Genomic DNA, 22626 nt, shown 5'->3' on the forward strand with positions numbered 1-22626 from the left:
GGCGTCTGCTCTTTTAAATTTGGCTCTGTTAAAATGTTTCATTGATTTTCAACTCTCAAAGCGAAGTCAAACCTTGTGAAGCGACGCTATCACCGCCGATTTTCAGAGAAGCCAAAGGCTGAACGCGAAAATCGTGCTATATGTTCGGTGCTTTGCGGAGCGAACAGGGTTTGCGAAGCAAGTATCAATGATTTATTGTAACAGAGCCTTAAATTTATAGCCTTTTTACCTTTAGTCGCTATAATTTCTACAAAAAATAACAAAGAGAAACAATGTTTAACGGACTCATACGAGAGATCGCGCAGGTCGCGAGCTATTCGCAAAATTTGCTACGTTTGAAAGCTGGCTACAAGCCAAATTTAGGTGACAGCATCGCGGTAAATGGTGCGTGCCTTAGCGTAGTCGGGCTTTATGATGACGGATTTAGCGTGGAACTAAGTGCCGAGACCAGAGCCATCGTCGCGACGGAAAATCTAAAAGGACGCGTGCATATCGAGCCAGCCATGAGGCTAAATGACAGACTGGACGGTCATCTCGTGCAAGGGCACATCGACGCTATCGGCGAGGTCGCGCGCATCGTGAAAAACGAAAATGGCGTTGATTTTTTCATAAATTTACCCGCCAGCGTGATGCACCTCATGGCAAACAAGGGCAGTATCGCGGTCGAGGGCGTGAGCCTGACGATAAACGAGGTGCTGGCAAACGGCGTTCGCCTAACGATCATCCCAATTACCTTTCGCGAGAGCCTATTTTGCGAGTTCAAAGTGGGACGCCGCGTCAATGTCGAGAGCGATATGCTCGCCCGCTACGTCGCGCGTCAGCTGGGCTTTAAGCCCGTGACGTGGGAGCAGATCGATCACATCGCGAGCCTTTATTGATGTTAAATTTAGACGTTGCGTTTGAAGATGAGCGCGTGCTGGCTGGCTTTACCACGCGTTTTGGCGGAGTGAGCGTCGGGGCGTATGCGGAGCTAAATTTAGGGGATCACGTGGGTGACTTGTCACAAAACGTCGCGAAAAATCGTGAAATTTTAGCTTCAAATTTAGGCCTGCCACTGCAAAATTTAAAATTTATGAAGCAGATCCACTCAAACGAGGTGCGAATTTTGCGCGATTTAAATGATGAGCTACCGCCTTGCGACGGGCTCGTCACGGATCTAAAAGGCGCCATGCTTTGCGTTTTGGTCGCGGACTGCTCGCCCGTGCTGATCGCTGATAGCGTGCGTGGCGTCGTGGCTGCCGTGCATGTAGGCAGAGCAGGCGTCGTGGGGCAAATCTGCACGAACGCGGTCAAGCTAATGAAAAGCGAATTTGGCTGCCAAAGCTGCGATCTGCGCGCATTTGTCGGAGCAAATATAAAAGGGGACTGCTACGAGGTGGGTGAGCTAAATTTAGGTAAATTTGAGCGCTACAAAAACGGCGGCAAATTTGACATGAACGCCGCACTCAAAGATGAATTCGCCGCACTTGGTGTGAGGGTTAAATTTAGCAAAATTTGCACGCACTGCGACGAGCGGTATTTTTCATACCGGAGAGATGGCGTAACGGGGCGATTTTGCGGATTTGCGATGCTAAAATGATAAAAAGATCGGTTAAAGGCAGTAAATTTGGCTTATGAAAATTTTAAAAATCAAGACCTTAGAGCTTTGAAAATAGTTCAAAATGCTAGAAAATTTGACGTTGAAATTTTACAAAACGAAGCTATCGTAAAGAGCTTTCTAAACTCTGATAAAATGGAGCTAAACGAGAGTGAGCGCCTAAAGATCGAGGAAATTTTTAAAATTTTAATGAAAATAGAAGAAGATACCCAGCTTAGTAAATAATGTGCAACTTAGTTGCATTTAATAAAATTTACGCTACTATTTTGACTTCCAAATTCAAAATAGGAGAGTGTTATGAAAATTAGCAAGAGTGCTTTTGCGTTGATCGTTGGCGGTATTTTGACATCGGCCGGTGCGCATGATTTTTGGCTAAATGCCTCAAATGACGAGGTTTTAAACATCCAAATAGGCTACGGGCATGAATTCCCGGGCGTAGAGCCTATCTCGCAAAAGCGCGTCCAACTTTTCCAGACGCCATATCTTTTAAAAAACGGCCAGAAATTCGAGGTCGAACAAAAGGGCGAGAATTTCAACTTCGAGGGCAAAAAGGTAGCCAAGGGATCGTATATCGTCGTTGGCGAATATAAACCGACGTTTTGGAGCCAAATGTCTGACGGCAAGTGGCAGATGCAAACGAACAGGAAAAACGGTCAAGGCGTGAAGTACTGCGAGCTGGCCAAAATGAGTGCCAAAGCGGTATTAAACGTCGGAGTGGCCGATGAAAGCGTCGTAAAGCCGATAGGTCAGACGCTAGAGATCGTCCCGCTTAGCAACCCTGCGAATTTCGCCGTAGACGAGTTTTTTGGCATGCAGGTGCTGTTTGAGGGCAAGCCGCTTGCAGGCGTGGATGTGGGCGTCATATCGCCATATCTTGAAAATACGCATGATAACGAGCAGCGCGCATTTTGGGGCAAGACCGATAAAAACGGGCGCATAAACATCAAGCTTTTCAAGGCCGGCGAATATGCGGTGAGCGTGCTTTATAAAACTGCGTATAAAGATAGCTCCGAGTGCGACGAGAACGTCTATGAGAGCACTTTTAAATTTTCTTTGAAGTAAATTTACGCTAAATTTCGCCTGAAATTTAAAGGAAAAAAATGAGAAAAATCGTGTTTAGTTTGCTGATATTATCGGCCTTTTTGCAGGCTTTGGCTCAGGGCTCGCAGGGCGTAGAGCTATCATCGCAAACAAAACACGAGCAAACCTCGCCCGATACGAAGCAGCCTCAAACCGAGCATAAACAACAAAAGCCGCCGGTAAGGATAATTTACAAGGGCGTGAGCAAAACGCCTATTTATCTATGCGAAAGAGGCAATATGCTCGGGTGCTTCAGGGCAGCAGAGATATATTACAGCGGAAGCGGAGTCAAGCGAAACGTTAGGACGGCGGTGATTTATTTCAAGCGCTCTTGTCTAGGCGGATACGGGCCTGCTTGCACGAGTTTGGGCGATCTTTACCGACTAGAAGGCGGCTTTAATTCGCGTAAAAAAGCGATCGGTCTTTACGAGGAAGGGTGTAAAAAGAGCGACGGCACGGCGTGTTTCGTGCTGGGGACTTACTACAAGAGCGGAGATATGGTAAAAAGGAACGAAGCAAAATCCGTAAAATTTCTAAAACGCGCCTGCGAGCTGAAATATGAAAAAGCGTGCGAACGCTAGCCTAAATTTACGCCCTTAAATTTAGTTTAATTTTAGAAAAATTTCAGTATAATCCAAGCCTTATTTCACACACACCAGTCCTAAAATTTGGTTGCAAAATTTCAAAATTTTGTTAATGGGTGTGGAGGATAAACCTAAATTTCGGGCAAAGCCCATAAGGAGCAAACTCATGGTCACAATGAGAGATTTACTAGAGTGTGGCGTTCACTTCGGACACCAAACACGCAGATGGAACCCAAAGATGAAAAAATTTATCTTTGGAGAGAGAAAAGGTATCTATATCATAGATCTACAAAAGACGATCCGTTATTTCCGCTATACCTACAACATCGTTCGCGACGCGGCCGCCGAGGGCAAGACTATCCTTTTTGTGGGTACTAAAAAGCAAGCGGTCGAAGCGATCAAAGAGTATGCAGAAAAATGCGGCATGCCATATGTCAATCATCGCTGGCTAGGCGGTATGATGACAAATTTCGGCACTATCCGTCAGTCTATCCGCAAGCTTGAGGTCATCGAGACGATGGAAGAAGACGGCTCTATAAATTTACTGACTAAAAAAGAAGCGCTAATGCTTCGCCGCAAAAAAGAGAAGCTGATCGCTACGCTTGGCGGTATCCGCAATATGAAAAATTTACCTGATATGGTGTTTATCGTCGATACCGTTAAAGAAAAGATCGCCGTTCAAGAGGCAAACCGCCTAAAAATGCCAGTCGTCGCACCGATAGATACAAACTGCGATCCTGACGTGGTAGACTACCCTATCCCCGGCAATGACGATGCGATACGCTCAGTCCAGCTTTTCTGCCAAGAGATGGCTGAGGCGATAAACGAAGGCAAATCGCTTCTTGAGCAAGATAGCGAAGCAAATGCAGATGACGCCGAAGTGAGCCAAGAGGAAAAAGACGCGGTCGTTGCAGAGGCGATGAGCGAGGAAGATTTCGCCAGCGAGGATGATGAATAATGGAAATCACTGCACAAATGGTAAAAGAGCTCCGTGAAAGCACGGGAGCTGGTATGATGGACTGCAAAAAGGCTTTGAGCGAGGCTGATGGCGATATGCAAAAGGCCGTCGATATACTTCGCGAAAAGGGTCTTGGTCAGGCTGCGAAAAAGGCGGACCGTTTAGCTAGCGAAGGGCTAGTAAGCGTCGAGGTTTGCGAGCACTGCAAAAAAGCGACTATAAGCGAGATAAATTCCGAAACCGACTTCGTCGCTAGAAATCCGCAGTTTCAAGCGCTCACAAAAGATACTACGGCTCATATCCAAGCAAAAGGTATCACAAGCGTTGAAGAGCTAAACGAAAGCACGCTAAACGGCGTGAAATTTGAAGAATATTTCAAAACTCAGATCGCAACTATCGGTGAAAATTTGGTCGTTCGCAGGTTTGAAACCATAAGCGCCGATGAAAAAGGCGTAGTAAACGGCTACGTGCATTCAAACGGACGCGTGGGCGTGCTCATAGGCGCAGCGTGCCAGAGTGAAGAGGTCGCGCAAAAAGCGGCTGAATTTATCAGAAATCTATGCATGCATGCAGCTGCGATGAAGCCAACCGTGATAAGCTACAAAGACCTTGAGAAGGACTTTGTCGAAAAAGAATTCATCGCGTTAAAAGCAGAGCTGGAAAAGGAAAACGAGGAGCTAAAGCGCCTTGGCAAGCCGCTTCATCATATACCTCGTTTTGCCAGTAGGTCTCAGATCACTCCTGAAATTCTAGCCGGTGTTGAAAACGAGATTAAAGAGGAGCTAAAAGCCGAGGGCAAGCCTGAGAAAATTTGGGATAAGATAATCCCGGGCAAGATCGAGAGATTTTACGCTGACAATACGATCTTGGATCAGCGCTTAACGCTTCTAGGCCAGTTTTACGTCATGGACGATAAAAAAACGATCGAGCAAGTGGTCGCTGAAAAGAGCAAAGAGCTTGGCGGTAAGATCGAGATCGTAAAATACGTCCGCTTCGAGCTTGGCGAGGGACTAGAGAAAAAAGTCGATGACTTTGCGGCTGAAGTAGCGGCGCAAATCGGCTAAATGGAAATTTTAAGAGCGTCTAATCTAGGCTTTGCGTATGATTATACGCTCTTTGAAAATGTAAATTTTACGCTTAATAGTAGCGAGAGTGCCGCTATATTAGGTGTTAGCGGCTGCGGTAAATCGACACTGTTACACATACTTTCGACTCTTTTAAAGCCAAAAACCGGCGAAGTCGTTTATGACGCCAAATCTCTTTATTCACTTTCTCAAAACGAGCTTATAAAGATTCGTCGACTCGAATTTGGTATCATATTTCAGGCCCACTATCTTTTTAAAGGCTTTAACGCACATGAAAATATCGAGCTTGCAAGCATCTTGGCAAAAGAGCCTATCGATAAAAGCCAGCTTGAAGCACTAAAAATTTCAGATGTGCTAAATCAAAAGGTAGGCGAGCTTAGCGGCGGGCAGCAGCAGCGTATTTCGATCGCTAGGGTGCTGACTAAAAAGCCCCGTGTTATCTTTGCCGACGAGCCGACCGGAAATTTAGACAAGCAGACCGCCCTTGAAGTGATGCAGACGCTGTTTAACTATATCAAAGCAAACGACGCTGCGCTCGTATTAGTCACGCACGATAATGAGCTCGCGCTTAAATGCGACAACGTCTACAAACTGGAAAACAAAGAATTATCCAAAATTTCATCCTAAATTTTGACGCCAAATTTCTATAAGATATCGCTTTATTTGCTCGTGACGAAGTCTCGTTGCAAGATCAAAAAATAAATTTATCTATATGAAATTCAAAACGGGCTAAAATTCCGTCAAAAAACAAAAGAGAGATATGGAGCTAGTTTCGTTTTTTGGCGCTGATAGAGCGATCACCTTCATGCTTTTGTTCGCTCGTCTTAGCGGACTCATCGTCTTTTTTCCGTTTTACTCGCATAACCAGATCCCGCTCACGGCGCGGACTTTGCTGGTTTTTATGCTTTGTATCGTCTTTTTTCCGATGTCACACGCGCACGAACATGCCATAAATTTTTTATTCGTCGAAATTTTGAGCGAGGCGATGCTGGGTCTTTGCGCGGGACTGATGCTCACGATCGTGTTTGCTACGCTTCAGATGGCTGGAGAGCAAATCTCTATGGTTATGGGATTTTCGATGGCGACGGTGCTAGATCCACAAACTGGAGTAAGCTCGCCGGTCATTGCAAATATGATAAATTTCCTCGCCCTTCTTACGTTTTTGATGTTTGACGGTCATCATTTGCTGCTGCAGTTTTACGCTGCTTCCCTTGCACATGTACCTTTAGGCGACTTTTATCCAAGGGCTGGGGTGATGAGCTACGCTTTAAAAATTTTTGCGAATTTGTTCATGTTCGGTTTTATTTTATCTTTTCCGATCATTGCGCTCTCTTTGCTCTCGGACTCGATATTTGGGATGCTTATGAAAACGATGCCGCAGTTTAACCTGCTAGTCGTGGGCTATCCGATAAAGATCACGATCGGATTTGCCGTTTTGATCGCGATTTTAGCGGGTATGATGAAAATAGTCGGCGATATGCTGTTACAAATTATTAACGATTTGCCGAATTTGTTTTTTTAAATTAAGAAAAGCACAATGAAATTTATCATAAAATAAGTCTTTCAGGCAAAGGAGAGATAATGAAAGTTGCACTCGTAAATAAAAACCCTGCCGTTTCGCGTTTGATAACTTTGAGCCTAAACAAGATCGGCGCACAATATACTGAATTTGACGATATCAGCGGTCTTGATCATAGCTTTGATTACGTTATCGTCGATAGTGACATCGATACAGGCGATTTTGACTTTAGCGGTTTTGATAGTGTCATGTATCTCGTGCCTCGTGGCGGACAAAAGCCGGAATTTGCAACGACTTTGCTTGAAAAGCCGTTTTTACCGACGGAATTTATAAATATTTTTGAACAAAGCAAGCCTAGTGCTGCAAATTTTGTAAAAGACGATGCGGTGAGCGATTTTAGCGACTTTGACGATACGCATGCAGCACAGCTTGAAGATGAGAATTTCGAGCTTCCAAAGATCGATGAAGAGCTACAAGAAGAGGCCGATCTAAACATAGATGACATCGATCTTGAGGATATAAAGCTTGATGAGCTTGATCTTGGCGAGGAGGATGAGTCCGCTACGGATGGCACCGAGGATGCGGACAAGCTGGCCGATGAGATCGAGCTTGACGAGACTGACTTTGAAGAGAAGGTCTTGGACGCGGGTGAGGCGGAGCAAAATTTAGCCTCGCAAGATAGCTTTGACGATGATGATCTTGTAAAAGACCTACTGCCTCAAAATGATGATAACAGCGACATGAACGAGCTAAGCTCGCTAGTAGATGAGATAGAGAATATGGACGATACGCCAAAACATAGCGATCAAGATGAAATTTCAGCCCAGCCAAAGTCTGATGATGAGACGAAATTTGATGCTATGAATGACGTATCAAATGAGCCTAAAGACGAGTTTGTAAGCGATATAGACGCTACGAAAAACGCTCTAAATGAGATCGAAGCGCTAGATGATTTAAAAGAAGAGGAAAATTTACAGAATTTAGACGAGAGCGCCGCGGCCGAGGAGAGTGACTTTGACGAGCCCGAAGAGAGCGAGGTGAAAGACGATCTGGTCGATACGCTTGCCGATGACTTTGACGGTAGCGATGAGGAATTTAGCACCGAGGTCGCTCAAACGATAGATGAAAATACTTTGGACGCCAAGCTCGAGGAAGCGTCAGATCTAAATTTAGACGAGCAGATCGATGATGCGCAGCTTAATGACGAGCTGATAAATTCCGCCTTGAGTGATGAAAATTTAGACCAAGACGAGCCTAAGATACAAATCGTCGATGAAACGAACGAGGACACTGATGAGCCGCAGCAAGAGGTAGCTTTACAAGATGAAGTGATAGATGAAAGCGATCTGGACGCAAAGCTTGAAGAAGCGGCCGATCTAAATTCAGACGAGCTAAGCGAAAATACGCCGCCAAACAGCATAGACGAGATAGATGAGGCGGATATGCTAAAGGCTTTTGGGCTAAAGGGCGAAGCGTCTGCCACAAAAAAGGAGAAAAGCGGTAAATATCCGCAGGATATCAAAGCGGAGCTTACTAAAAAGATAACCGAGCATATAACCAGCTCGCTTGATGAAAGCTCGATCAAAGAAGCGCTGAAAGATATGAATATCAAGATAAACATAAGCTTTGAGGAAAAGTAATTGCAGGGGCAAATTTTAGTTGTTTCAGGGCCTAGCGGTAGCGGCAAGAGCACTCTTTTAAACAGGCTTTTAAAAGAGGAGAGGGATCTGTGCTTTTCTATCTCAAGCACGACAAGAGCGATCAGAGACGGCGAAAAAGAGGGCGTGGATTATTATTTTATAAGCGAGGATGAGTTTAAAAAAGGCATAGAAAACGGAGAATTTCTAGAATGGGCGCAGGTGCATAAAAATTTTTATGGCACTAGTCTAAAGCCCGTTCTGGCTGCGCTAAATGACGGCAAGATCGTGATCTTTGACATCGATGTGCAGGGCTTTCATATAGCACTTGAAAAGTTTAAAAGCTACATCACGTCGATCTTTATCACGACTACAAATAAAAAAGAGCTTAAAAGACGTCTGCAAAATCGTGGCACAGACAATGCTGAAACGATAGAAAACCGCCTGATGAACGCAGTCGGTGAGATGGAGCATATCTTAGAGTATGATTATTTTTTGATAAATGACGACATAGAAAAGAGCTATCGCGGGCTAAAATCTGTGGTGCACGCGATGAGGCTAAAGAGCGCAAACATAAATTTACGTCAAACCGTTGATAGCTGGATAGACTGCTAGAAAATTCAGAATTTTATGCTAAGATTTCGTAAAAATTTTAAATGAGGAGAAAAAATGGCTATCGGAGTCAATCAATTACTTATTATTCTTGTGATAATCGTATTGCTTTTCGGGGCTAAAAAGATACCTGAGCTCGCAAAAGGACTTGGCAAAGGCATCAAGAGCTTCAAAGCCGAGATGGAAGATGACAAGCCTATAGAGAAGGTCGAGAAAAAGGGCGATGACGTTGTCGATGCAAAAGTAGAAGAAACCACTAAAAACGCCTAGGCTTTTGAGTTGAAAGAGATCGTAAAGTCTGAAATTTTTAAAATTTTAGGGCGTGACTTCGTCTTGGAAAAGCCAAAAGACAAAAGCCTGGCTCACTACGCCACTCCACTTGCATTTAGCCTTGCTAAGGAGCTAAAAAAGTCACCCGTAGCGATAGCAAACGAGCTTGCCTGTAAGTTTGAAAATAGCACAATTTTTGAAGTAAGCGCCGTGAACGGCTACCTAAATTTCAAGTTAAAGGGTGAATTTTTAGACAAAATTTCAAAAGACGCTCTGAAAAACGGCGATAAATTTGCAAGCGGCAAAGCAAGGCAAGATGGTAGTACTTTCATAGAGTATATCAGCGCAAACCCGACCGGCCCGCTTCATATCGGACACGTAAGGGGCGCGGTTTATGGTGATACTTTGGCCCGTATCGGCATGCATTTGGGCTATAAAATTTTTACAGAATACTACATAAACGACGCGGGCAATCAAATCGACCTGCTTGGCACGTCCATTTCTCTCGCCGCTCGCGACGTGCTTTTTCATGAAAACGTAGAGTATCCGCAGAAATATTACCGCGGCGAATACATCGTAGATATCGCCAACGAAGCGCTTAAAAAATTTGGGAAAGAGATCTTTTACGACGAGGCTAGGAACCTCGAGCTGGCTGAATTTGGCAAAGATATAGTGCTTGATATCATCAAAAAAGATCTGGCGGGTGTGGGGATAAGCATCCAAGGCTGGGCGAGTGAGAAGGCGCTTTATAGCGAGCTAGAGCCCACTATCGAAAAGCTAAAGCGCTCAAATCAAATGTATGAAAAAGAGGGCGCTACGTATATCGCCTCAACTACACTTGGCGATGACAACGACCGCGTCGTCGTGCGAAACGACGGCAGACCGACATACTTGGCCGGCGACATCATCTATCATAACGACAAATTCGGGCGAAATTACGATCATTACATAAATATCTGGGGTGCGGATCATCACGGATACATCGCGCGCCTAAAAGCTGCGATACATTTTTTGGGGTATGACGAGAGCCGCTTGGAGATCATCTTGATGCAGATGGTGAGCCTGCTAAAAGACGGCAAGCCGTATAAGATGAGCAAACGCGCGGGCAATGCCGTGCTGATGAGCGATATAGTAGAGGAGATCGGCTCTGATGCGCTTAGGTTCATCTTTATAAGCAAGGCCAACACGAGCAGTCTTGAGTTTGACATCGACGAGCTTAAAAAAGAGGACAGCTCAAATCCGATATTTTACATCAACTACGCTCATGCGCGCGTGAATCAAATTTTCGCTAAAGCCGGCAAAAGCGTGTCTGATGTGCTTGATGCGAGCCTTGAAAATTTAGACGATAATGCTAAAAATTTATTGTTTGAGGCCCTTACTTTGCCTGAAATTTTAGAGGACGCCTTCGCTTCGAGGCAGCTTCAAAAGGTGAGCGACTATCTAAAATCTCTAGCCGCTAGCTTTCATAAATTTTACAACGAAAACCGCGTCATAGGCAGTGCGAACGAAGACAGCTTGCTAAAGCTTTTCGCGGTAGTTGCGCTTAGCTTGCGAACCGCGCTATCGCTTATTGGCATAACGGCAAAAGATCGTATGTGAATCTGTCTAAATTTTACTCTTGGGGAGCGCTCGCCGCACTCTCCTTGCTATCTATCTTTTTATCTCAAACTTTGCTTAAAAATTTTCACCTAAGCCCTCTCATCATTGCTATTTTACTCGGTGCGTTTTTTGGCAACACTCTTTCAAATGGCGTGAAAAATCTACAAGATAGCGGCGTTTTAGCCATCTCGACCAAGCAAATTTTAAGGCTTGGCATCATTCTTTTTGGCTTTCGTCTCACGTTTGACGATATCTCTAGCGTGGGTGCGAGCGGCATTTTATTTGCATTTTTTATCGTTTTTAGCACCTTTGGTGTAGGCTGTCTCGTCGGCAGGCTCTTGGGACTTGACGCCAAAAGCTTCATGCTGATATCCTCTGGCTCTTGTGTGTGTGGCGCGGCTGCCGTGATGGCTAGTCAGAGCGTGCTAAAGGCAAGCCCTCACGCCGTCGCCGTGGCTGTTTGCACGGTCGTGGTGTTTGGGACGATCGGTATGTTTTTGTATCCGTTAGTGATCCAGTTTCTTTCGCTAACTCCCGTTCAGGCTGGGTTTTTGACGGGCGGATCGCTGCACGAGGTGGCTCATGTCGTAGCTGCCGGTGCCGCGATAAACGATGATACTCAAAGCGTCGCCGTGGTGATCAAGATGCTGCGAGTCATGATGCTAGTGCCCTTTCTCATAATGCTTTGCATCTTAAATTTAAAATTTTCAGGCGATCTTAGCATGGCTAATGTAAAAGCCAATGTGCCCTATTTTGCGATATGGTTTTTAGTCGCTATCGCCGTAGGTTCGTTGCCATTTTTCCCGCGTGAGGCGCTTGGGGGCATAAATTTCATAGATACGTTCCTGCTTTCGCTTGCTATGTGTGCGCTTGGCATGGGGATAAACAAAAACGTCTTGAAAGATAGCGGCAAAAAGCCGTTTTTGCTGGCGATCGTCATGTTTGTTTGGCTTTTTGCAGCGTCTTTAGCGTTTGTTAAAATTTTCGTTTGAGGGGGCTATATGAGCTTAAAAGATATGATGGAAAAATTTATATCAAAACCATGTGAGGTGAACGAAAAAGCTCTTTTAAAAGAGCTTAAAAAGGCTGAATTCCTAACTCCGGTGATAATGGCCGCCCCTCTTGCAAAGCCTGATGGCGGCGCAGTTTATGAGGAAGAGGGCTCGAATATAAAATTTGTCTTGCTCGAGGACGATAGCGATAAAAAGAGTTATTTTCCTGCATTTACTAGCCGCGAGGAGATGATGAAGTGGCGAAACGACAGCGAGCAGGAGGTCTTAAATTTACGTTTGAAAGACTACGCAGTCATGATTGCTAGCTCACATGGTAAATACGCCGGTGTCGTGATAGATGCGTTTTCCCACTCTTTTATTTTAGATATATCAAAGCTCGAAGCGATCTTCGGTAAGGAAATTTAGATCAAACCCCTACTTGCCTCACATATTTTGACGACGCGGCATTAAATTTTAAATGATAAAATTAGCCAAAATAAAAAAGGACAAAAATGAAATGGCAAGACAGCAGGCAAAGCAACAACGTCGAAGATAGGCGTCAAGACAACACTACTAGCATGGGGAATATGGGCAACTTAGGCGCGCTCATACCTATTATCAGATTTTTACTAGGCTCAAACATCGGGCGCGTAATCTTGGCGATTGGTGTGATAGCTTATTTTATGGGTTATAACCCGCTTGCCTTGATCGAGGGTGGCTCGACGGCGAGCGTGCAAAAGTCAGTCGATAGCCCCGAAGAAAAGCAAAAAGTAGCCTTCGTCTCGGCCGTACTGGCCAAGACTGAAGATGTCTGGGGCAAAATTTTTAGCGAGCAGGGCGCGGGATACAAAGAGCCAAATTTAGTCCTTTTTAGAAACGCAGTCTCGAGCAAATGCGGCTTTGCCAGCTCACAGACCGGGCCGTTTTACTGCCCGGTAGATCAAAAGGTCTATCTTGATCTTGGCTTTTTTGACGAGCTAGCGAACAAATATAAAGCCGCCGGCGACTTCGCGCAAGCCTACGTCATTGCCCATGAAGTCGGCCATCACGTGCAAAATCTCCTCGGCACGCTAGAAAATATCCAAACCCTAAAATCGCGCACGAAAAGCCCAATCGAGCAAAACGCGCTACAAGTCAAAGTCGAGCTACAAGCCGACTGCTACGCGGGTGTGTGGGCGCACTACATGGGGCAGTATAAGGTGCTAGAAGATGGCGACATCGAGGAGGCGCTAAACGCCGCCAGCGCGATAGGCGACGATACGCTGCAAAAGCAGTATCAAGGGCACGTCACGCCAGATTCATTCACGCATGGCTCATCAAAGCAGCGTATGAGCTGGTTTAAAAAGGGCTTTGAGGGTGGCAAGCTTAGCTCGTGCGCGTTTGAAATTTAGCTAAATTTACGCTTGGGCTTTAAGCTTGCTTAAAAACTCTTCGATGTTGTATTTTGCGCGGTATTGCGGGCTTAGCAGATGTATCAGCATATCGCCAAGATCAAGCACGATCCAATCAGGCGAGCTCTCGATGGCTAAAAATCGCTCGCCAAGCGGCTTTAGGCCTTCTTTCAGATCGTCGCTCAAAGAGTAGGCGTGGCGCTCGCCCATCGTTGTTGCGATGATGACGAATTTCACGAAATAGTCGCGGTCTGACATATCAAAAACTTGTATCTCCTCGGCCTTTTTCTCGTCCAAAATTTTGACTATATTTTCTATCCTCTCGTTCATCGAAATTTCTTGCATATTTTTCCCTTGGTAAAATTTTATGACCTCGTCTTTGATAGAGCTTGGCAGCTCGTCAAGCCCCTTTGAGTGCCTGATCTGCGAGGAGCTAATATTAACATTTACGTCCATTTTTTGCAAATTTTCAGGTATCAAGATATGATTTCGCTCGGCGATCACGAATTTCACCAGCGAGCACAAGCGCTTGAAGTCGTGCCATTTGTTCAAAGTCGCTAAATGATCGGCGCCGATGATCAGATAAAAGCTGTCTATGTCGTAAATTTCATATAGATGCTCGACCGTCTCGATAGTAGGAACCGGCCGAGTCAGGGCTATCTCGTAGTCTGAAATTTCGACCTTTTGCAAATGTCCCCAAATCTGTCTTATCCATTTTAGCCGAAGCTCGGGCGGGGCTGAAAACTCGCTTTTAAACGGGCTGATGTATGTTGGCATGATGATGAGCTTGTCGATATCCAGGCTATCAAGAGCCATCTTTACGATACTGTCGTGCCCCAAATGCGGCGGGTCGAAGCTGCCGCCAAAGAGTGCTAGGTTCATTCGCTTAAATTCACCTTATTTATAGTTGTTTTAAATATGTTTTCTGTAAAATTAGTCGTATTATATCAAAAGGAGCTAAGATGTCAGTTAAAGTAGCTATCAACGGCTTTGGGCGTATCGGCAGGTGTGCGGCGCGCATCATTTTGGGGCGCGATGACGTGGAGCTTGTCGCTATAAACGATACCGCAAAGCGCGATATGACAAGGTATCTTTTGAAGTATGACACGGTGCATGGCGAGTTTAAGCAAGATGTCGATGTGCTAAATGACGAATTTATCGAGGTGGGTGGCAAAAAGATCCGCGTTTTTTCTACGCGCGATCTAAACGAGCTTGACTACGCGGCTTACGGCGCGGACGTGGTGCTTGAATGCACGGGTAAATTCCTCACGACCGAGGGCTGCCAGCCGTATCTGGCAAAGGGCGTGAAAAAGGTCGTCATGAGCGCACCCGCAAAGGATGACACGCCTACTTACGTCATCGGTGTGAATTCCGACCTCTATAAGGGCGAAGCCATCGTCTCAAACGCAAGCTGCACTACAAATGGGCTCGCACCGGTTGCCAAGGTGCTTGATGAAAATTTTGGTATCGTAAAGGGGCTTATGACCACGATCCACGCCTACACGCACGGACAAAGCCTCGTCGATGTCAAGGCAAAGGACTTCCGCCGCAGCCGCGCAGCCGCACTAAATATCGCGCCGACTACGACAGGAGCGGCAAAAGCGATCGCAAAGGTGCTTCCGCAGCTTAGCGGCAAAATGCACGGACAAAGCGTACGCGTACCAGTCGCTAACGTCTCTATGGTCGATCTGACCGCCGTTTTGGCGAAAAAAACGAGCGTAGATGAGGTAAATGACGCCTTTCGCGCGGTGGCAAAGGGCGCGATGAAAGGTATCTTGCTCGTCGATGACGACGCGCGCGTTAGCAGCGACTTTTGCACGAGCTCTTACAGCTCCATCGTCGCCAGCGACACGACGCAGGTCATTTGCGATGATATGGTCAAAATTTTTGCCTGGTACGACAACGAGTGGGGCTACTCAGAGCGCCTCGTAGATCTCGCGGTTTTAGCCGCAAGGGGCTAAAATGAGCGATATTTTATCTATCAGCGAGCTAAATTTAGCCAAAAAGCGCGTGTTTATCAGGTGCGATTTTAACGTGCCGATGGACGAGTTTTTAAACATCACCGACGACCGCCGTATCCGCTCGGCGATCCCTACGATTCGCTATTGCCTCGATAATGGGTGCAGCGTCGTTTTGGCAAGTCACCTCGGACGCCCCAAAAACGGCTTTGAAGAGAAATTTTCGCTAAAAGGCGTGGCAAAACGCCTCTCGCGGCTACTTGACAGGGACGTCATCTTTGCAAACGACGTCATCGGCTCCGACGCGCAAAACAAGGCAAGCGCGCTAAAAAGCGGCGAAGTTTTGATGCTTGAAAATTTACGCTTTGAAAAGGGCGAGACCAAAAACGATGAAATTTTAGCCGGCGAGCTGGCTAAATTTGGCGAAATTTACATCAACGACGCATTTGGCGTCTGCCACCGCGCGCACGCATCTGTCGAGGCTATCACGAAATTTTACGACGACGAGCACAAGGCGGCGGGATTTTTACTGCAAAAGGAGATAAATTTCGCTCAAAATCTCATCAAAAAGCCGACTAGGCCTTTCGTCGCGGTCGTGGGTGGCAGCAAGGTCAGTGGGAAGCTGCAAGCCCTGCACAACCTCCTTCCGCGCGTGGATAAGCTAATAATCGGCGGCGGTATGGCATTTACTTTTCTAAAATCTCTTGGCGAAAATATCGGAAATTCGCTGCTTGAAGAGGAGCTAATCGACGACGCGAGAGAAATTTTGAAAAAAGGCAAGGAGCTAGGGGTCAAAATTTACCTGCCCGTCGATGTCGTCGCGGCGCAGAGCTTCTCTGCCGAGAGCGCGGTCAAATACGTCACGGTGCAAGAGATCCCAAGCGGCTGGATGGGGCTTGACATCGGGCCTGCGTCGGTGCGGCTGTTTAAAGAGGTGCTTGCCGACGCGCAGACCGTGTGGTGGAACGGGCCGATGGGCGTTTTTGAGATGGATAAATTTAGCAAAGGTAGCATCAAGATGAGCCACGCTATCGTCGAGACGCACGCTACCACGGTCGTTGGTGGCGGCGATACGGCGGATGTGGTCGAGCGCGCGGGAGACGCGGACGAGATGACCTTTATCTCGACTGGCGGCGGGGCGAGCTTGGAGCTCATCGAGGGCAAGGAGCTGCCCGGCATAAAGCCGCTTAGAAAGGCTGGCGAGTGAAATTTCTAGCGAATTTAAAGTGCAACCACACCCGCGCGAGCTTTGCCGAGTATGCCAAAATTTTGGACGCAAATTTAAGCGCAAATGACGATGTGAACGTATTTGCGCCATTTACCGCTTTTGATGCAAAAGAGCATAAATTTAAGCTTGGAGCGCAGAATTTTTATCCTTGCGTTAGCGGGGCATTTACTGGCGAGATCGGTAAGGCGCAGCTGGATGAATTTGGCGTTTCAAGCGTGCTTATCGGGCACTCCGAAAGGCGCGAAATTTTAGGCGAGAGCGAGCGGCTTTTGCGTGCTAAATTTGACTTCGCGGCTAAAAACGGCTGGCAGATCATCTACTGCGTGGGCGAAAATTTAAGCGTAAATGAAGCCGGTGGCACGAAAGAATTTTTACGCACGCAGCTTGGAAACATCGATACCGGTTACGCAAATTTGATCGTCGCGTATGAGCCTATTTGGGCTATCGGCACGGGCAAAAGCGCGAGCGCGGAGCAAATCGCTGAAATTTTGGGATTTCTTCGCACTTTGACGGCCGCACCGCTACTTTACGGCGGCAGCGTAAATGCCGCAAATATCGCTGAGATCGCGCGTATAAAGGAGTGTGGCGGAGTGCTAGTGGGGACTGCGAGCTGGGATGCAACAAATTTCTTAAATCTCATCGCGTCGTCTCGTGAGCGTATTTAAATGATTTCGTAAATTTTGCCCTGTGATGAACTGCATGTTCTATCTTGGGACGAAATTTACTTCAAGACATTTAAACCCAGCTCGCGATACTTGTATTCGTCATTAACTGCTTAAATTTGGCAATCTACTAAATTTGAGTGTTAAATTTGAAAATTGAAACAAATCGCGAAGGATTTTTGCGTTTAGGCAAGGCGAATTTAAATTTAACGACAAGTAAGCAGAAAAAGCCAAACAACTTTAAAGGAGAACAAAATGATAATGAAAGGCAAAAAAGGTCTAATAGTCGGCGTCGCAAATGCCAAATCGATCGCTTACGGTATCGCCGAAGCTTGTCACAAAGCCGGTGCGCAGATGGCTTTTACATACTTAAACGACGCGCTCAAAAAACGCGTAGAGCCGATAGCTGCGGAGTTCGGGAGCAAATTTGTATATGAGCTTGACGTGAATAACCCCGCTCACTTGGACGGGCTGGCAGACCATCTAAAAGCCGATCTTGGCGAGATAGACTTCCTTGTGCATGCCGTCGCCTACGCGCCAAAAGAGGCGTTAGAGGGCGCGTTCATCGACACGAGCAAGGAGGCATTCGACATCGCGATGGGTACGTCCGTGTACTCGCTGCTTAGCCTTACGCGCGCGGTCGCTCCGGTGCTAAAAGAGGGCGGCTCCGTGCTCACGCTCACATACCTTGGCGGGCCAAAATTCGTGCCACACTACAACGTAATGGGCGTGGCAAAGGCTGCGCTTGAAAGCTCGGTGCGCTATCTGGCTCACGATCTTGGCGCGAAAAATATCCGCGTAAATGCCATTTCGGCAGGCCCGATAAAGACGCTCGCAGCTAGCGGGATAGGCGATTTTAGGATGATCCTGCGCTACAACGAGGTGAATGCCCCGCTAAAACGCAACGTTACGACCGAGGACGTGGGCAAAAGCGCGATGTATCTGCTTAGTGACCTTGCTAGCGGCGTGACCGGCGAGATCCACTACGTTGATTGTGGTTACAGCATAATGGGCATGGGCGACGTGGCTACCGATGCCGAGGGCAACACGATCCTAGCGTGGGACGCCGGAAAATAAAAATAATTATGGTAGTTGCATTTTTGCGCTACCATATCTACCGGATAAATTCTATCCGAATGCTTGCTTCCTGATTTCAATAAAATTTTTGATAAATTTTGATAAATTCTAAAAAATGGCTCTGTTTTAGCGTAGCTTAAATTAGCACTTGGTAAATTTTATTCGCCTCAAAAGCGACCTGGTTTAGGGCCAGATAGCGTTTGATTTGTGATAGGGTCAAGATAAATTTAAAGGAGATTAAATGCAAAATTCCGCTTTACTTTTCACACCGCTAAATATCGGCGATATCCGCGTCAAAAACCGTATCGTGATGCCGCCGATGTGCATGTATAAGGTCAAAAATGACAGCGGTCTGCCGCGCTGCTTTCATAAGCTGCATTACGGAGCTCGCGCGCTGGGTGGCGTGGGGCTCATCATAGTCGAGGCCACGGCGGTTGAGCCTCGCGGGCGCATCACGCACAAAGACCTTGGACTTTGGAGTGACGAACAGACGGCGGCACATAAGGAGCTCGTAAAAGAGTGCGCCAAATATGGCGCCGTGATGGCTATCCAGCTAGCTCACGCAGGGCGAAAAAGCGAGTGCGATAGCGAGCCTATTGCGCCAAGCGCGGTCAAATTTAGCAGTGCCTACAAGACGCCAAAGCAAATGAGCGCGCAGGACATCGAGGATGTGAAAGGGGCGTTCGTGAGTGCGGCGGTGCGCGCGCAGGAGGCTGGATACGAGATCATCGAGCTGCACGCTGCGCACGGGTATTTGCTAAACGAATTCCTCTCTCCCGGCATAAACAAGCGGGAGGACGGATACGGCGGTAGCTTTGAGAACCGAACGAGGCTTTTAAAGGAAATTTTGCTCGCCGTGAAGCAGGCAACCAGCGTGCCGGTGGGCATTCGCATCAGTGCGGACAGCTGGGTCGCGGGAGACTGGGACGTGGCGGACAGCGTGCAGCTGGCTAAACATCTAGAAGAGCTTGGGGCTGCATTTATCCACGTTTCGGCGGGCGGGCTTTTTGAGAGTGTGGATGATGCGCCTAAATTTGCGCCGCTTTATCAGGCTGGCTACGCAAAGGCGGTCAAAGAGGCGGTAAAGATCCCTGTCATCACCGTGGGGCTCATAACGAGAGCGAGCGAGGGCGAGGCACTGCTACTAGGTGGCGCGTGCGATCTGGTCGCATACGGCAGGGAGCTACTGAGAAATCCGAATTTCGCCTTTAGTGCGATGTCGATTTTTAAGGAAAAAGAGCTGATAGAGGATGCGTATTTGCGCGCTTTTTAGTTTAATATAGTATGATTTAACGTAAATTTACTTTGGGGGAAGCGATGAGTCAAAATCATTTTGATGTGGTGATAGTTGGCGCTGGTATAAGCGGAACGGCGCTATTTTACGAGCTTGCAGCGTTTTCAGATGTTTCGCGTGTGGCGTTGTTGGAAAAATATGACAGCGTAGCCGGGCTAAATTCTAATGGCAGGTGCAACTCGCAGACGATTCATTGCGGTGACATCGAGACCAATTATACGCCGCAAAAAGCCAAGAAGGTCGCCAAGATCGCAAAGATGCCGGTCAGATACGCCCTAAAATACGGTTATGATGAAAAATTCATGTTCTCGCATCAAAAAATGGTGCTAGGCGTCGGAGACGAGGAGGTTGCGAGGCTTGTTGCAAGATACGAGACGTTTAAGGAAATTTACCCGTATCTTGAGCTTTATACGAGGGAGGATTTAAAAAGTATCGAGCCAAACGTAGTTTTTGATGAAAATGGCGGCGAGAGGCCGGAAAATATCATAGCTATGGGCGCTAGAAACGGACAATACACGACGATGGACTTTGGCGCGATAGCTGACTCTCTTGCGAAAAATGCCCTAAATTTAGCCCCGGGGTATGAGCTAGCCCTAAACTACGAAGTGCTTGACATAAAAAAGGCGGGCGATGTCTTTTATCTAAAAACGAGCGATGCGCGCGATATCAGCGCTGATTACGTAGTGGTAGATGCCGGAGCGCATTCGTTATATTTCGCGCATAAAATGGGCTACGGGCTAAATTTCAGCACTCTTCCCGTAGCTGGCAGCTTTTACTTTGCAAAAAAGCGCTTTTTAAACGGCAAAGTTTATATGATGCAAAACGATAAACTCCCGTTTGCCGCGCTGCACGGCGATCCTGACATACTAGCAGACGGCAACACTCGCTTTGGCCCTACGGCGCTGGTGATACCAAAGCTGGAGAGATATCACGGAAATTCCAGTGTCCTTGACTTTTTAGCCTGTTTGAAATTTGACAAAAATATCTTTGAGGTGTTTAAAAATTTACTCAAAGACGATGATATCCGCTCGTATATCCTGAGAAATTTCTTATTTGAAGTGCCGTTTATAAATAAAATAGAATTTGCAAAAGATGCCCGTAAGATCGTGCCTAGCTTGAGAGATGATGACCTAGTATATGCTAAAAATTTTGGCGGCGTGAGACCTCAGGTGATAGATAGGGCAAACAAAAAGCTAGAGCTTGGCGAGGGGCGCATAGATACGAATGAGGGCGTAGTATTTAACATGACGCCAAGCCCAGGGGCGACTAGCTGTTTTGAGACGGCGCGGGCGGATCTTGAGAAAATTTGCGAATTCTTAGGCAAGAATTTTAATAAAGATAAATTTAACGACGAATTTTTTGATTAGATTTTAAGGTGTCAAAGGCACCTTAAAATCATCTAAGCTTAAACGATATAGGGATACTTACGTAGTAGCTGTTGTTTAGAGTCGGGAAGTCTTGGCTCGCACGCTCTACGTTTTCGATCGCTCCGTCATCAAGGCTCGAGTAGCCTGAGCTTTTTATGACTTTGATGTCCTCGACAGAGCCATTTTGTTTTAGTAAAAATCTAACCTCCACAACACCTTGATGACGCATCTTTTGAGCGTTTTTAGGGTATTTTTGATGCTTTTTGATGGCATTTACTATCTTGGCAAAATTCTCATCTCCTGCGGAATTTGCCAAATTTAGCTCACCTATCTTGGAAACGGGAGCTGCCGCTCTATTTGCGCCGTTTGGCGGTAGGTTGTGCATAGATGAAGAAGCACTTGACGTCTGCGTCGTAGTTGCCGGTTGAGTCGGCTGAGGCGCTTGAACCGGCGGGGTCGGCTGTGGCTGAGCTACTTCTTCTTGTTTCTTAGGCTCGGGCTTTGGCTTTGGTTTAGGTTTTGGCTCGGGTTTTGGCTCTTTTTTGGGTTTTGGTTTAGGCTCAGGCTTTGGCTCCGGAGGGATAGGCTTAGGCTCGGGCGGTTTTACTTCCGGTGGTGGCGGAGGAGGTGGGGCCGGTGGAGTAGGCTCTGGTATCATGAGCGTTTCGGCGATTTCTGGTGCCGTCGAGACCTCGGCTTTAGCCTGAGGCATATCAAATGACTCAAGCGCCATTTTTATGGATTTGTTCTCCGCAGGCTTTATCTCCTCAAACGGATGGTGCAAAATAAATATCAAAGCGGCTGCGTGCAGTAAAATAGACGCAAACAGCCCGCTGTAATTTGAAACTTTATTCAGTGAGTGTTGAGATAGCAAAGTTTTCGTGGCCTTTTTCTTTTAAAATATCAACGACTTTGACAAAGCTGTCAAATTTAGAATTTTTATCGCTTCTAAGCTCGACAAGAGTTTTTTGATCTATATCGTTTAGTTTTTGCTTGAGCTCGTCTTCGTTCATCTCTACGTCATCTATGAAAAATCTATTGTCTTTATCGATGACTACGCTGACCTTCTTTTCTTCTTTATCTTGCTGGGCGCTTTCTGAGCTTGGCAAGTCAATGGGAATGTTTCCTTGTGCGATAAATGTCGAAATGCTAAGCACGATGGCTAGCAAAACGAGCATGACATCGATAAAAGGAACGATATTTAGCCCGTCTTTTCTATTTAGTCGCATCATATACCTTGTAGCGGTTTATCAAAACATCGACTTTACGCATGAAAGCGTTATAAAGCATAAGCGTAGGGATAGCGACTAAAAGACCAAATGCCGTTGCTTTGAGTGCGAGGGAAAGGCCTATCATGATGCTTTTTGGATCTAAGCCGCCGGACATACCCATATCGTAAAACGTTATCATAACGCCTGCGACAGTGCCTAAAAGCCCTATATACGGGGCGTTGGAGTATATTATGTAAAGTGTCGTCAAATTTTTAGTCAGCGCCTCTTCAAGCACTTCGATACTTGAAAATTTCCTTATATCCACACGTGAATAGTATATGATACGCTCTATGCTATACCAAACGACGAAAAAACTCATTATGCCTAGAATACCGATGATGATGTAATCTATATGACCTTTTAAAAGTTCCATGATCCCTCTTGAATAAAAAAATTGTGCAATTATAGCCATTTTGATAACTAATGTCAAATTATTATCAAAATA

The 22626-nt window shown here is 46.4% G+C and carries 26 protein-coding genes; 22 read left to right on the forward strand and 4 right to left on the reverse strand.

The features are described from left to right. The first annotated feature begins 272 nt into the window (after positions 1-272). The 16 genes from CCVT_RS01825 (at position 273) to ypfJ (ending at position 13324) form a co-directional block, all read left to right on the forward strand. On the forward strand, positions 273-878 hold the full coding sequence (locus tag CCVT_RS01825) for a riboflavin synthase (RefSeq protein ID WP_018137017.1): 606 nt from the start codon (positions 273-275) through the stop codon (positions 876-878). Beyond that, positions 878-1579, forward strand: coding sequence for a polyphenol oxidase family protein (locus tag CCVT_RS01830; RefSeq protein WP_018137016.1), 702 nt, complete (start codon positions 878-880; stop codon positions 1577-1579). Before CCVT_RS01825 ends, CCVT_RS01830 begins: the two co-directional genes overlap by 1 nt. Positions 1580-1606: 27 nt before the next feature. Beyond that, positions 1607-1822 (forward strand): hypothetical protein, encoded by a 216-nt coding sequence (locus tag CCVT_RS01835; protein WP_018137015.1) that lies wholly within the window; start codon positions 1607-1609, stop codon positions 1820-1822. 72 nt (positions 1823-1894) lie between these two features. Further along, positions 1895-2659, forward strand: a complete 765-nt coding sequence (locus CCVT_RS01840) for a DUF4198 domain-containing protein (RefSeq protein ID WP_018137014.1) — start codon at positions 1895-1897, stop codon at positions 2657-2659. Positions 2660-2697: 38 nt separating this feature from the next. Further along, positions 2698-3258, forward strand: coding sequence for a tetratricopeptide repeat protein (locus tag CCVT_RS01845; protein WP_018137013.1), 561 nt, complete (start codon positions 2698-2700; stop codon positions 3256-3258). Between the two features lie 169 nt (positions 3259-3427). Then, positions 3428-4219, forward strand: coding sequence for a 30S ribosomal protein S2 (gene rpsB, locus CCVT_RS01850; RefSeq protein ID WP_026175525.1), 792 nt, complete (start codon positions 3428-3430; stop codon positions 4217-4219). Continuing rightward, the gene (tsf, locus tag CCVT_RS01855; protein WP_018137011.1) at positions 4219-5283 is read left to right on the forward strand and encodes a translation elongation factor Ts; all 1065 of its coding nucleotides are present in this window, start codon (positions 4219-4221) and stop codon (positions 5281-5283) included. Before rpsB ends, tsf begins: the two co-directional genes overlap by 1 nt. Beyond that, entirely contained in the window at positions 5284-5931 is a 648-nt protein-coding gene (locus tag CCVT_RS01860; RefSeq protein ID WP_018137010.1) for an ABC transporter ATP-binding protein, read from the forward strand. Positions 5932-6064: 133 nt separating this feature from the next. After that, positions 6065-6826: a flagellar biosynthetic protein FliR gene (gene fliR, locus CCVT_RS01865; RefSeq protein WP_018137009.1), complete on the forward strand. Its 762-nt coding sequence runs from the start codon at positions 6065-6067 to the stop codon at positions 6824-6826. Positions 6827-6885: 59 nt separating this feature from the next. Beyond that, positions 6886-8463, forward strand: coding sequence for a hypothetical protein (locus tag CCVT_RS01870; protein ID WP_018137008.1), 1578 nt, complete (start codon positions 6886-6888; stop codon positions 8461-8463). Beyond that, positions 8464-9075 carry a guanylate kinase gene (gene gmk, locus CCVT_RS01875; protein ID WP_018137007.1) on the forward strand — a complete coding sequence of 204 codons (612 nt, stop codon included), beginning with the start codon at positions 8464-8466 and terminating at the stop codon, positions 9073-9075. Between the two features lie 54 nt (positions 9076-9129). Then, positions 9130-9342: a twin-arginine translocase TatA/TatE family subunit gene (gene tatA, locus CCVT_RS01880; protein WP_009651014.1), complete on the forward strand. Its 213-nt coding sequence runs from the start codon at positions 9130-9132 to the stop codon at positions 9340-9342. Between the two features lie 9 nt (positions 9343-9351). Beyond that, the gene (gene argS, locus CCVT_RS01885) at positions 9352-10941 is read left to right on the forward strand and encodes an arginine--tRNA ligase (protein ID WP_018137006.1); all 1590 of its coding nucleotides are present in this window, start codon (positions 9352-9354) and stop codon (positions 10939-10941) included. Next, positions 10938-11933 carry a YeiH family protein gene (locus CCVT_RS01890; protein WP_018137005.1) on the forward strand — a complete coding sequence of 332 codons (996 nt, stop codon included), beginning with the start codon at positions 10938-10940 and terminating at the stop codon, positions 11931-11933. The genes argS and CCVT_RS01890 overlap by 4 nt, the downstream gene beginning before the upstream one ends. Before the next feature lie 9 nt (positions 11934-11942). Further along, positions 11943-12359, forward strand: a complete 417-nt coding sequence (locus CCVT_RS01895) for an SseB family protein (protein WP_018137004.1) — start codon at positions 11943-11945, stop codon at positions 12357-12359. Positions 12360-12445: 86 nt separating this feature from the next. Further along, on the forward strand, positions 12446-13324 hold the full coding sequence (gene ypfJ / locus CCVT_RS01900; protein WP_018137003.1) for a KPN_02809 family neutral zinc metallopeptidase: 879 nt from the start codon (positions 12446-12448) through the stop codon (positions 13322-13324). Between the two features lie 6 nt (positions 13325-13330). Here the strand turns inward: ypfJ and nadD are convergent, their stop codons facing one another. Then, positions 13331-14206, reverse strand: coding sequence for a nicotinate (nicotinamide) nucleotide adenylyltransferase (gene nadD / locus CCVT_RS01905; protein ID WP_018137002.1), 876 nt, complete (start codon positions 14204-14206; stop codon positions 13331-13333). Between the two features lie 80 nt (positions 14207-14286). Between nadD and gap the strand changes: the two genes are divergently transcribed. The 6 genes from gap to CCVT_RS01935 all read left to right on the forward strand — a co-directional run bounded on the left by gap (position 14287) and on the right by CCVT_RS01935 (position 20910). Then, positions 14287-15285, forward strand: a complete 999-nt coding sequence (gene gap / locus CCVT_RS01910) for a type I glyceraldehyde-3-phosphate dehydrogenase (protein WP_018137001.1) — start codon at positions 14287-14289, stop codon at positions 15283-15285. Position 15286: 1 nt separating this feature from the next. Next, a complete protein-coding gene (locus tag CCVT_RS01915; RefSeq protein ID WP_018137000.1) occupies positions 15287-16489 on the forward strand; it encodes a phosphoglycerate kinase in 1203 nt (400 codons plus the stop codon). Beyond that, entirely contained in the window at positions 16486-17175 is a 690-nt protein-coding gene (locus CCVT_RS01920) for a triose-phosphate isomerase (protein ID WP_018136999.1), read from the forward strand. Before CCVT_RS01915 ends, CCVT_RS01920 begins: the two co-directional genes overlap by 4 nt. Positions 17176-17427: 252 nt before the next feature. Further along, positions 17428-18249, forward strand: coding sequence for an enoyl-ACP reductase FabI (fabI, locus tag CCVT_RS01925; protein WP_018136998.1), 822 nt, complete (start codon positions 17428-17430; stop codon positions 18247-18249). 241 nt (positions 18250-18490) lie between these two features. Continuing rightward, positions 18491-19522, forward strand: a complete 1032-nt coding sequence (locus CCVT_RS01930; RefSeq protein ID WP_018136997.1) for an NADH:flavin oxidoreductase/NADH oxidase — start codon at positions 18491-18493, stop codon at positions 19520-19522. A 44-nt stretch (positions 19523-19566) separates the two neighbouring features. After that, on the forward strand, positions 19567-20910 hold the full coding sequence (locus CCVT_RS01935) for an FAD-dependent oxidoreductase (protein WP_026175523.1): 1344 nt from the start codon (positions 19567-19569) through the stop codon (positions 20908-20910). 28 nt (positions 20911-20938) lie between these two features. Here the strand turns inward: CCVT_RS01935 and CCVT_RS01940 are convergent, their stop codons facing one another. The 3 genes from CCVT_RS01940 to exbB are packed head-to-tail and all read right to left on the reverse strand — an operon-like array spanning position 20939 to position 22554. After that, on the reverse strand, positions 20939-21784 hold the full coding sequence (locus tag CCVT_RS01940) for an energy transducer TonB (protein WP_026175522.1): 846 nt from the start codon (positions 21782-21784) through the stop codon (positions 20939-20941). Then, entirely contained in the window at positions 21759-22139 is a 381-nt protein-coding gene (gene exbD, locus CCVT_RS01945) for a TonB system transport protein ExbD (protein ID WP_018136994.1), read from the reverse strand. Before exbD ends, CCVT_RS01940 begins: the two co-directional genes overlap by 26 nt. Next, positions 22126-22554, reverse strand: a complete 429-nt coding sequence (exbB, locus tag CCVT_RS01950; RefSeq protein WP_009651000.1) for a TonB-system energizer ExbB — start codon at positions 22552-22554, stop codon at positions 22126-22128. The genes exbD and exbB overlap by 14 nt, the downstream gene beginning before the upstream one ends. Positions 22555-22626 lie beyond the last annotated feature (72 nt).

It is taken from the genome of Campylobacter curvus (assembly GCF_013372125.1).
Classification (GTDB): domain Bacteria; phylum Campylobacterota; class Campylobacteria; order Campylobacterales; family Campylobacteraceae; genus Campylobacter_A; species Campylobacter_A curvus.